The sequence below is a fragment of the Variovorax sp. TLI9-5A genome, from assembly GCF_056867935.1.
Genome location: NZ_CP200310.1, coordinates 7,122,542 through 7,133,974, shown reverse-complemented (window position 1 = coordinate 7,133,974; position 11,433 = coordinate 7,122,542). Strand labels below are relative to the sequence as shown.

At 66.5% G+C, this 11,433-nt stretch carries 8 protein-coding genes; 3 read left to right on the top strand and 5 right to left on the bottom strand.

Annotation, left to right across the window (positions count from 1 at the left end; genetic code table 11):
• The 4 genes from AC1VNX_RS33785 to AC1VNX_RS33770 form a co-directional block, all read right to left on the bottom strand.
• Nucleotides 1-187 (bottom strand): hypothetical protein (locus AC1VNX_RS33785; protein WP_483161847.1); only part of this gene is annotated, 187 nt, incomplete at its 3' end.
• Complete coding sequence (locus tag AC1VNX_RS33780; RefSeq protein WP_483161846.1) at nucleotides 165-2,030, bottom strand: phosphoenolpyruvate carboxykinase (GTP); 1,866 nt, start codon at nucleotides 2,028-2,030, stop codon at nucleotides 165-167. The genes AC1VNX_RS33780 and AC1VNX_RS33785, both read right to left, overlap by 23 nt.
• A gap of 153 nt (nucleotides 2,031-2,183) precedes the next feature.
• Nucleotides 2,184-2,336 carry a hypothetical protein gene (locus AC1VNX_RS33775; RefSeq protein WP_483161845.1) on the bottom strand — a complete coding sequence of 51 codons (153 nt, stop codon included), beginning with the start codon at nucleotides 2,334-2,336 and terminating at the stop codon, nucleotides 2,184-2,186.
• 119 nt (nucleotides 2,337-2,455) lie between these two features.
• Nucleotides 2,456-3,655, bottom strand: coding sequence for a threonine ammonia-lyase (locus tag AC1VNX_RS33770; RefSeq protein ID WP_483161844.1), 1,200 nt, complete (start codon nucleotides 3,653-3,655; stop codon nucleotides 2,456-2,458).
• Between the two features lie 116 nt (nucleotides 3,656-3,771).
• Between AC1VNX_RS33770 and AC1VNX_RS33765 the strand changes: the two genes are divergently transcribed.
• The 3 genes from AC1VNX_RS33765 (at nucleotide 3,772) to AC1VNX_RS33755 (ending at nucleotide 9,235) form a co-directional block, all read left to right on the top strand.
• The gene (locus tag AC1VNX_RS33765; protein ID WP_483161843.1) at nucleotides 3,772-6,096 is read left to right on the top strand and encodes an ATP-binding protein; all 2,325 of its coding nucleotides are present in this window, start codon (nucleotides 3,772-3,774) and stop codon (nucleotides 6,094-6,096) included.
• Between the two features lie 116 nt (nucleotides 6,097-6,212).
• Nucleotides 6,213-7,832 carry a S41 family peptidase gene (locus AC1VNX_RS33760; RefSeq protein WP_483161842.1) on the top strand — a complete coding sequence of 540 codons (1,620 nt, stop codon included), beginning with the start codon at nucleotides 6,213-6,215 and terminating at the stop codon, nucleotides 7,830-7,832.
• A gap of 194 nt (nucleotides 7,833-8,026) precedes the next feature.
• Complete coding sequence (locus tag AC1VNX_RS33755; RefSeq protein ID WP_483161841.1) at nucleotides 8,027-9,235, top strand: nucleoside hydrolase; 1,209 nt, start codon at nucleotides 8,027-8,029, stop codon at nucleotides 9,233-9,235.
• Nucleotides 9,236-9,259: 24 nt separating this feature from the next.
• Here the strand turns inward: AC1VNX_RS33755 and recQ are convergent, their stop codons facing one another.
• Nucleotides 9,260-11,152, bottom strand: a complete 1,893-nt coding sequence (gene recQ, locus AC1VNX_RS33750; protein WP_483161840.1) for a DNA helicase RecQ — start codon at nucleotides 11,150-11,152, stop codon at nucleotides 9,260-9,262.
• Between the last annotated feature and the right edge of the window lie 281 nt (nucleotides 11,153-11,433).

The following is an 11,433-nucleotide window of genomic DNA, read 5'->3' as shown; positions in this document are numbered from 1 at the left end:
GACGGTCAGGTGGCGGTTGCGAGAACTGAACTACTCTCGCCATGACCGGCAATGGCCCCAAATCACTCGATTTGATAGTTCGTGCCACTTGATCGAGGAGTCCGCAGAAATAAAAAAGCCCGATGGAAATCCCATCGGGCTTTTGCTTTTGAAGCAGCCTGCTATCAGGCAGCCAGACGCTGCTCAATCGCAGCCTTCGTCTCCGGCAGCTCCTTCGGCAGGTGATGCTCAAGCTGCTTGAACAGCTCCGCATGCAGCTTCAATTCGGCCTCCCATGCAGCCTTGTCGATGCTCGTCACCGTAGCGAACTGCTCGGCACTGAAATTCAAGCCAGTCCAGTTCAGATCCTCATACCGGGGGCTCACGCCAGTGATGTGATCCACGCCTTCGGTCTTGTTGCCTTCGACACGATCGATCATCCACTTCAGCACGCGCATATTCTCGCCATAGCCCGGCCAGACGAACTTGCCATCGGCACCCTTGCGGAACCAGTTGGTCGTGTAGATCTTCGGCAGCGTGGCCCCGGCAGCTTCCAGCTTCTTGCCGAGATTGAGCCAATGCTGGAAGTAGTCGCTCATGTTGTAGCCCATGAACGGCAGCATCGCAAACGGGTCGCGGCGTACCACGCCTTGCTGGCCAGCCGCAGCTGCAGTGGTCTCCGAGCCCATGGTCGCGGCCATGTAGACGCCCTCGACCCAATTACGGGCCTCGGTCACCAGCGGCACGGTGGTCGAACGGCGACCGCCGAAGATGAACGCGTCGATCGCCACACCCTTCGGATCGTCCCAGGCATCGTCGAGTGCCGGGTTGTTCGTCGCAGCCACCGTGAAACGCGAATTCGGATGCGCAGCCTTCGCTCCGGTTTCCTTCGCGATCTGCGGCGTCCAGTCCTTGCCCTGCCAGTCGGTCAGGTGCTCGGGCAGCGTCTTGGTGTCCTGCTCCATGCCTTCCCACCACACGTCGCCGTCGTCGGTCAGCGCCACGTTCGTGAAGATCACGTCGTGGTGCAGGCTGTCCATGCAGTTCGGATTGGTCAGCATATTGGTGCCAGGCGCGACGCCGAAGTAACCGGCTTCGGGATTGATCGCGTACAGGCGGCCGTCCTTGCCAGGCTTGATCCAGGCGATGTCGTCGCCGATGGTCGTGACCTTCCAGCCTTCGAAGCCTGCCGGCGGCACCAGCATCGAGAAATTGGTCTTGCCGCAGGCGCTAGGGAAAGCGGCTGCCACGTGGTACTTCTTGCCTTCAGGGCTCGTCACGCCCAGGATGAGCATGTGTTCGGCCAGCCAGCCTTCGTCGCGGCCCATGTTGGAGGCGATACGCAGCGCGAAGCACTTCTTGCCCAGCAGCGCGTTGCCGCCGTAGCCCGAGCCATAACTCCAGATCTCGCGCGTCTCGGGGTAGTGAACGATGTACTTGGTCTTGTTGCACGGCCAGACGACGTCCTTCTGACCAGGCTCGAGCGGCGCGCCCACGGTATGCACGCAGGGCACGAACTCGCCGTCGGTGCCCAGCACCTCGTAAACGGCCTTGCCCATGCGGGTCATGATGCGCATGTTGACCGCCACGTACGGCGAGTCGGACAGCTCGATGCCGATGTGCGCGATCGGCGAACCCAGCGGGCCCATGCTGAACGGCACGACGTACATCGTGCGGCCCTTCATGCAGCCGTCGAACAGCGGCTGCAGGGTCGCGCGCATTTCGGCCGGGGCCATCCAGTTGTTGGTGGGGCCGGCGTTTTCCTTCTGCTCGGAGCAGATGTAAGTGCGGTCTTCGACGCGCGCGACGTCGCCCGGGTCGGACACCGCGAGGAAGGAGTTGGGGCGCTTGACGGGGTTGAGCTTCTTGAAAGTACCTGCGTCGACCAGCTGCTGGCAGAGGCGGTCGTACTCTTCCTTGCTCCCGTCGCACCAATGGATGGCTTCGGGTTTGCACAGCGCGGCCATGTCGGCCACCCAGGCAATCAGCTTCGCGTTCTTGACGTATGAGGGCGCCTGAATGGTGAGGCCCTTCATCGTGGGTGCGTTCATCGGAAAATCTCCTAAGTTGAAAAATCGTCTTTCCGAACGGGACGCCATGCCGGCTCAGGCACGGAGGTCCGTTTGAGAAAACGTTTCGCTTCGGGAGATTGCGTCAGCGCGGGCCACACCGCCCGCGGACAAATGCGCTAACGCCTGTCAGCTTCAGGCCATGTAGACGGCGATGGATGCCAGCAGCAGCATCAGCACGCCGCCGGCCAGCGGAAGCACCAGAGGCATGAGGTGAACGACCGACTCGACGGCGTCTTGTTCGACGGCCGCGCTGTGGCTCGGCTCGACGGGGGTGGGATTGGACATCGGGAAATTCCTCGAATACGCAATTGACAAACTGCTGGCATTTTACCGGCGGGCCGTCCGGAGGCGCTCTAGGGGGATGCGAGCCCCCGAACGGGGCCTTCCGGGCTTGATCTTGCAGCTCAATGCTGCTCTTCGGCCTCGAAGCCGGCGTCCTTCAGCGCGGCCAGCACGCTCGCCAGGTGCGCCCGCCCGCGGGTCTGCAGGACCAGCTCGACATCGACGTTCTGTGCCGCCAGCATAGTGAAGGCGCGCTGATGATGAACCTCGTCGACGTTAGCGCCCGCTTCGGCCACAGTGGCCGTAATATGGGCCAGCGAGCCCGGCACGTCGCGCGCGCTCACCCTGATGCGCGCCAGCCGGCCCGCCCGCACCATGCCGCGCTCGATGATGGCGGCCAGCAGAAGCGGATCGATGTTGCCGCCCGAAAGCACCAGCCCCACGCGCTTGCCCCTGAAGCGCTCCGGATGCCGGATCAGCGCCGCCAGTCCGGCGGCGCCCGCACCTTCGACCAGGGTTTTCTCGATCTCGAGCAGCATCAGCACGCCTTGCTCGATGTCGCCTTCGTCCACCAGAAGCAGGTCATCGACCTTGCTCGCGATGATCTGCTGCGTCAGCACGCCGGGCGTGCCGACCGCGATGCCCTCGGCGATCGTGCTCGTGCCCTGTGCATGGTGCGTGCCCTTTACTGCGTTGACCATCGCCGGAAAGCGCGTGGTCTGCACGCCGACGATCTCGATGTCCGGCTTGCGCTCGCGCGCCGCGACCGCCATGCCCGCGATCAGCCCGCCGCCGCCCACCGAGACCACCAGCGCGTCGAGATCCGGCACGGCGTCGAGCATCTCCAGCGCCACGGTGCCCTGGCCGGCGATGATCGCCTCGTCGTCGTAAGGGTGCACGAAGGTCAGCCCTTCGCGCTGCGCAAGCTCGAAGGCATGGGTGCGCGCCGCTTCCAGCGTGTCGCCGTGCAGCACCACCTCGGCGCCGAAGCCGCGCGTGCGTTCGATCTTCACGCCGGGCGTGAAGCGCGGCATCACGATCAGCGCCCGCAGCCCGAGGCGCTGCGCGTGATAGGCCACACCCTGCGCATGGTTGCCGGCAGACATGGCGATCACTCCGCGTGTACCGTTCTCCGAAAGATCCACCAGCTTGTTGCATGCCCCCCGCTCCTTGAACGAGGATGTGAACTGCAGGTTCTCGAATTTCAGGAACACCTGTGCGCCGACGATTTCCGAAAGGGTGCGTGATTCCACGCACGGCGTGTTGAGCACCTGCCCCTGGAGCCGCGCCGCGGCGCGTTCGATTTCCTGGATTCCGACCATGGCGCGCATTGTGGCTGGAATCGCACCCATCAGGGTTTTTCCCGTTTCACGGTCTTCCCGAAGCCAAAAGTCTGCGTTATGGTCTGTCCGAAATTGTCCTCGTTGGAGGTTGCCTGATGGCCAAGCGTGCGGGTGTCGATGTAGTGGCTGCTGCGGTACGCGGGCAGGCATTGCCGTCGCCCGGACTCAAGGAAGCACCGGTGCTCGAGCTCATGTGCTCGCACTTCGTGCTCACGCTGGCTGCCAAGCAGGGGCCGCGCTTCAACGTGCGGCGCGACATCAACGGATTGCTCTCGCTGACCGGCCGCCATCTCGTGTGGCCCGCCGCGGTGCTGCAGCGGCTGCGTGAATTTCTCGGCCGGCGCTGCGCCGGCAACGAGGCCTGGAAGGGCGTCGAAGACTTCGACGGCCGCACGCTGCTGGAGCGCCACGGTGTGTGGCGCGGTCCGTATGAGGAAGGCACGCTCTTCTTCTATCTCGACGAATACGCCAAGGACCAGCCGAAGGACCTGCTCTCGGTGCTCGCCGTCACGCGCGACTGGCTCACGCACGCGCTGCGCAAGCAATCGACGCTCGTAGAGAAGAACATCGACGCTCTTGCGGGCCTGCTGCAGCTCAACAAGGCCGAGCGCGCGCTGCTGTTGTACGGCACGCTCGCGCGCTACCAGCGCGACCTGCGCTCGCTGCTGGTCGAGTTCAAGGTCAACAACGCACCCGAGGCTTATGCCGCCATCGCCGACATCGCAGGCGTGAACGCAAGCGACGTGGGCGAGGCGCTGCGCGCGGGCTCGCGGCTCGAGCGCATCGGGCTCGTCGAGAACCTCATCTCGGAGCACAACATCACCGACCTCGCCGATCTGATGAAGGTCAGCGAGAAGCTGCCGCCGGTGCTCATGCGCGAGTACCGCGACCACAACGAGCTGATGGCCGTGTTCACGCGTCCCTCGGCCAAGAGCGCGCTCACGCCGCAGGACTTCTCCTTCGTGCAGGAAGACGCGCAAATGCTCGTCACGCTGCTGCGTGCCGCTGTTGCGCGCAAGGAGCCGGGCGTCAACGTGCTGCTCTACGGCCCGCCAGGCACCGGCAAGACCGAGCTCGCGAAGGTCGTGGCGCAGGCCGCCGGGCTCGAGCTCTTCGAGGTCGAGTACGCGGACCGCGACGGCAATTCGCTCAGCGGCCGCGACCGCTACCGATCGCTGCAGATCGCGCAGGTGTTTCTCAAGGGCAGCGCGCAGGCCGCGCTGCTGTTCGACGAGGTCGAGGACGTGTTCCCGCCCATCAGCACCGAGGCCGCGCAGTTCATGGCGCGCGCCGAGCAGATTCCTGCGTCCACCAGCGGCAGCGTGAGCGGCAAGGCCTGGGTCAACCAGATCCTCGAGGCCAACCCGGTGCCCACGCTATGGGTCACCAACCGCATCGAGCAGATCGACCCGGCTTTCCGCCGTCGCTTCGCCTATCACCTCGAACTCAAGTCGCCGCCGCCCGGCGCGCGCGAGCAGCTCGTGAAGAAGACGCTCGACGGCGTGGTCGTGTCCGAGGCCTTCACCGCCAAGCTGGCCGGGCGCAAGGGCCTCACGCCCGCGCAGATCCGCACGGCGGTGCGCTTCGCCGGACTGGCCGGCGCCGAAGGCGCCTCGATGGAAGCGCTCATCGAACGCCAGCTGCGCAACGCCGACCTCGCCCTCGGCACCGCCGATGCTTCGCGTGGCGAACGCCGCAGCGTCACTACCTACGACCTCGACATGCTCAATGTCGAGACCCGCTTCGAGATCCCGCGCATCGTCGAGGCGCTGAAGGCGCGCGGCCACGGCACGCTCTGCTTCTACGGCGCGCCCGGCACCGGCAAGACGGCGCTGGCCGAGCACATCGCCCGTTCGATCGGACGCCCGCTCATCGTCAAGCAGGCCAGCGACCTCATGAGCAAGTACGTCGGCGAGACCGAGCAGAACATGGCCGCCATGTTCCGCGAGGCCGAGGCAGAGAAAGCCGTGCTGCTGCTCGACGAGGCCGACAGCTTCCTGCAGGACCGGCGCGGCGCGCAGCGCACCTACGAGGTCACCGAGGTCAACGAAATGCTGCAGGGCATGGAGCGCTTCAACGGCGTCTTCGTCTGCACCACCAACCTGCTCGACCGGCTCGACCAGGCGGCGCTGCGGCGCTTCACCTTCAAGATCAAGTTCATGCCGCTCACCGCGGCGCAGCGCGAGCGCATGTTCGTCACCGAGGCGCTCGCGGGCGACGCCGCGCTCATGACGGCGTCCATGCGCTCCCGGCTGGCGGCGCTGGCCCAGTTGTGCCCAGGGGATTTCGCGGCGGTGAAACGGCAGACCGATATCCTCGCCACGGAGTTCTCCGCGAGCGAGTTCCTGGACCAGCTCGAAGCCGAGCACCGCATCAAGCCTGAAGTGCGCGAATCGCGCGGCATGGGCTTCGTGCAGTAGCAGCGGCAAATAACGGCGAACAACGGCAAACGAAGGCGAATTGCGGCTTCGACCGCCGTCTCGCAGAACGAAAAACATCCGTCCGCCATCGCGGACACGGACACGAGGAGGAAGGCATGGTGGGCTCTCGCAAGGTCGACGATGCGCGGCGGCTGCCGCGTCCTGGTGCATGGGCTGCCGCAGGCGCCGTGCTCGCCGTGGCGGTTCTTCTCGCGGGCTGCGGGGGTGGTGGTGGAGGGGGCGGCGGCGCAGGCCTGCCGATCGGCCTGATCCCCGGCACCACGACGCCGCCGCCGGCCTCCAGTGGCGGCGGTGACGGCATCGTCGCCTCGGCCACCGTCGCCGGCCTGTGCGCATCGCCGCGCAGCGGCATCAACCCCGACACCGGCGGCGCCTACCCCGACCGCAGCGGCACGCTCGACAACGAGAAGAGCTGGGTGCGCGGCTGGATCGACGAAACCTATCTCTGGTACGGCGAGGTGCCGACCACCCTCAAGGCCGCCGACTACGCAACGCCCATCACCTGGTTCAACGTGCTGAAGACAACGGCCACCACGCCCTCGGGCCGTGCCAAGGACCGCTTCCACTTCACCTACGACACCGAGGTGTACCGACAGCTCACGCAGGGCGGCGTCTCGGCCGGCTACGGCATGGAGACGGCCGCGATACGCAGCTCGCCGCCGCGCGACATCCGCATCGCCTTCGTCGAGCCGGGCTCGCCCGCCACCAATGCGAACCTGCAGCGCGGCGCGAAGATCCTCAACATCGACGGCATCAACGTCGTCAGCAGCACGGGCACCGCCAACGTCAACGCGATCAATGCCGCCCTGTCGCCCAAGGCCATCGGCGAATCGCACACTTTCACCTTCGAAGTGAACGGCGTCGCGCAGTCGCCGGTGCAGCTGACGGCGGCGAAGATCACCAGCACGCCGGTGCAGAACGTGCAGGTCATCGACACCGGCAGCGGCCGCGTGGGCTACCTGCTGTTCAACGACCACATCACCACGTCGGAGGCGCAGCTCATCAGTGCGGTCAACACCTTCAAGCAGGGCGCCGGCATCCAGGACCTGGTGCTCGACATGCGCTACAACGGCGGCGGCCAGCTGCTCATCGCGAGCCGGCTGGCCTACATGATCTCGTCGCCGTCGGTGACCGCCGGCAAGACCTTCGAGCAGCTGGTCTTCAACGACAAGAACCCGTTCCGCCTCACGGCCGCACAGACGCTCACGCCCTTTGTCGGTACCAGCAGAAGCGGCCAGCCGCTGCCGACGTTGGGCCTGTCGCGCGTGACGGTGCTCACCGGCCCGGACACCTGCTCGGCGAGCGAGTCGGTCATCAACAGCCTGCGCGGCGTGGGCGTCACCGTCAACCTCGTGGGCGGCACCACCTGCGGCAAGCCCTATGGCTTCTATCCGCAGGACAACTGCGGCACCACCTACTTCGCGATCCAGTTCAAGGGCGCGAACCAGCGGGGCGAGGGCGACTACAGCGACGGCTTCGCGCCCAACGCCGGCTGCACCGTGGCCGACGACTTCAACCACCAGCTGGGCGACAAGGCCGAGGCGCGGCTCGCCGCCGCGCTCGCGCTGCGCAGCTCGGGCTCCTGCCCGGTCTCCACCAAGCCCGCCATCGAGGGCCTGGAGAGGAGCACCGAGCCTGAAGCGGAACAGCCCTACCTCCCGGGGCGTTCGCCGCTGCGCGAAAACCGGCTGATCGGCCTGCCCGATCCGGCCTGAAGGCTGCCTGAGAGCCTGCCCGAGCCCTCCTCCGGGCTCGCGGAAAACCCCTAGCCCGCGGCGCTTGCCACCCCCGCCGCTCGCGTCTTAGAGTGAGAAAACGTTTGCGCAAAGCTTTGCGCAAACGTTTGTATTTCAGAGCAGACCGATTTGCCGGAGCCTGAAAACCAAATTCCTAGTACCAGGAGAGAGAGATGCAGATGCGCAAATGGATCGGGGCGATGTTCATCGCCGTCATCACGGTATTGGCGGGCTGCGGAGGCGGCGGCAACGGGGGCGGGGGCATCGGCCTCGGTCCGGGCTGGGGCGGTGGCGGCGGTGGATCGGGAGGCGGCGGCGCGGGCCCCCAGAAGATCATCATCGACAGCGACTACAACACCATGAGCGACGACGGCCAGCTCGGCGTGATGGCCGCGCAGCTGCAGGCCGAGGGCAAGGTGCGGGTGATGGGCATCAGCGTGGTCTCGGGCAACCAGTGGCTGAAGCAGGGCGTGGCCGACGCGCTGATGTCGGTAGAGCGCCTGGGCGTGGGCGACCGTATCGGCATCTACTCGGGTGCGAACTACGCGCTGAACCACACCTTCGCCGACGTCGAGGCCGAGATGGCCGCCGGTGCCGGTGGCGACGGCTACCTCGGCGCCTGGGGCGGCCCCGAGCCCAAGACCGATGCCGACCTCAAGCCCTCGCCCGACGGCTTTGCCAAGCACACGGTGCTGCAGCGCAAGGCCGCGGTCGACTTCATCGTCGACACCGTGAAGGCCAACCCCAACGAGATCACCATCCTGGCCATCGGCCCGCTCACCAACATCGCGCTCGCGGTGAAGCAGAACCCCGAGATCGTGCCGCTCATCAAGAAGATCATCTACATGGGCGGCGCCATCGACGTGCCGGGCAACACCACCAAGGCCGCCGAGTTCAACTGGTGGTTCGACCCCGATGCCGCGCAATTCGTGGTGCGGCTGCCCATCCCGCAGGTGGTGGTGCCGCTGGACGTGACCGACACCGTGTTCCTCACCAAGCCCATCTACGACCGCATCGCGCACCCGGCCAAGCCCACGGCCGTGACCGACGTGTTCCAGAAGCTCAACGGCTACGGCTTCGACGGCAAGAACGGCTTCGAGACCAATCCGAACTACACGCAGAACATCTGGGACACGCTCACGCTCGCCTACCTGATCGACCCGAGCTACGCCACGCAGACGGTGGACCGCTATGTCGACGTGATCGCCAAGCCGGGCGCGGCGGACAACGGTCGCTCCATCGGCTATTCCTCGCAGCCCTCGGGGCCGACGCTGCAGAAGATGACGGTGGTGAAGAAGTTCGACAACGCGCGCTTCTTCGAGCTCTACGTCGACCTGCTCACGCGGCCTGTGCCCGTTGTGTTGCCTCTGACGTCGAACTGAGCGGCGGCAGCTGCCGGCTGGGCATCAGAAGTTCTCGCAGACGCGCAGCACCTCGCTGCCGTAGGCCTCGAGCTTCTTGGTGCCGATGCCGCTGATGCCCTGCAGGTCCTCCAGCGAGGCGGGCGCGCGCTCGGCGATGGCCGCCAGCGTGGCGTCGTGGAAGATCACGTAGGCCGGCAGGTTGTGCTCCTTCGCGACTTCGGCGCGCCAGGCCTTGAGCGCGTCGAAGCGCTTGCGGCCCGTCTCGTCGAGCTTGGCGGCGGCAGGCGGCGGCGCGCCCTTGGCGGTCTTCTCGCGCCGGGGTTTGCGCTCGGCGGGCGACGACACCGACTCGCGCAGCGTCACGCTGGTCTCACCCCTGAGCACCGAGCGCGAGCCCTCGGTGAGCTTCAGCGTGTTGAAGGCCTCGGCATCCACCGCCAGCGCGCCGGTGGCGATCAACTGGCGCAGCACGCCGCGCAGCGCCACTTCGCTGAACTCCGCGCCGATGCCGAAGGTGCTGATGCGCTCGTGCCCGAACTGCTTGACCTTCTCGGTCGGCTTGCCGCGCAGGATGTCCATGATGTGCCCGGCGCCGAAGCTGATGCCGCTCAACTGCTGAACGCGGTAGATGGTGCTCAGCAGCTTGCGCGCGGCATCGGTGCCGTCCCACACCTGCGGCGGGTTCAGGCAGTTGTCGCAATTTCCGCAGGGCGTGCTCTTCTCGCCGAAGTAGCCCAGCAGGCGCACGCGCCGGCAGTCGCTGGCTTCGGCCAGCGAGAGCAGGGCGTCGAGCTTGCCGCGCATCACCTGTTTGAACTCCTCGCCGGCGGGGCTCTCGTCGATCATGCGGCGCTGGTTCACCACGTCCTGCAGGCCGTAGGCCATCCAGGCGTCGGCGGGGCCGCCGTCGCGGCCGGCGCGGCCGGTTTCCTGGTAGTAGCCCTCGATGTTCTTCGGCATGTCGAGGTGGCCGACGAAGCGCACGTCGGGCTTGTCGATGCCCATGCCGAAGGCGATGGTGGCCACCATCACGATGCCTTCCTCGCGCAGGAAGCGGTCCTGGTGCTTCTGGCGCACCGCCGCATCGAGGCCCGCGTGGTAGGGCAGGGCGTTGATGCCCGCGTCGCGCAGCGACACCGCCACGTCTTCCACCCGCTTGCGCGACTGGCAATAGACCACGCCCGCGTCGCCCTCGTGCTCGCGCTCGATGAAGCGCAGCAGCTGCGTGGTGGCGTCTTTTTTCTCGACGATGGTGTAGCGGATGTTCGGCCGGTCGAAGCTGGAGACGAACTGGCGCGCGTCTTCCAGCTGCAGCCGCTCGACGATGTCGGCCCGCGTGAGCGCGTCGGCCGTGGCTGTGAGCGCGATGCGCGGCACGCCAGCGTAGCGCTCGTGCAGCACGGTGAGCGCGCGGTACTCGGGGCGGAAGTCGTGGCCCCACTGGCTCACGCAGTGCGCCTCGTCGATGGCGAAGAGCGAGAGCTTGCCGCGCTCCTTCAGCGAATCGAGCTGCGACAGGAAGCGCGGCGTGTTCACCCGCTCGGGCGCCGCGTACAGCAGCGTGATCTCGCCGCGCAGCATGCGGCGCTCCACGTCCTGCGTCTCTTCCCAGTCGAGCGTGGAGTTGAGGAAGGCCGCGCTCACGCCGGCCTCGTGCAGCGCGCCCACCTGGTCGTGCATCAGCGCGATGAGCGGCGACACCACGATCGCCACGCCCTTGTCCGCGCGCTGCCGGGCGATGGCCGGGATCTGGTAGCACAGCGACTTGCCGCCGCCCGTGGGCATCAGCACCAGCGCGTCGCCGCCGCCCACCACGTGATCAACGATGTCCTGCTGGGCCCCCCGGAACTGCGCGTAGCCGAAGACCTCGTGGAGGATGTCGGAGGGGGCGCTGCTGCCGGAGACGTCGATGGGTTGGGGTGCGAGGGAGGACACGGGCAGCGGGCGGGGAGGTCGGAAGGGGCAGGAGGGGGCGGGCGTCGATTGTCCCCCACCGGCCCGGATATGACTGTGGCACGAGCTTTGCAACGGTTGCCGCCGTCCTGCGTCCTTCCTGTCTAGACAGCAAAAAGGTGCATTTCCCAAGCAAATGCACCAGAAATGACCTTTCGGGTTATCCTGTATATACAAGTTGGGGCGCCTGGCAACAATGCGAGGCGTGCGTGACCCGGCCATCGGGCGCCGCGCCGAGCCTTTTTCCTTCAAAGAACAGACCC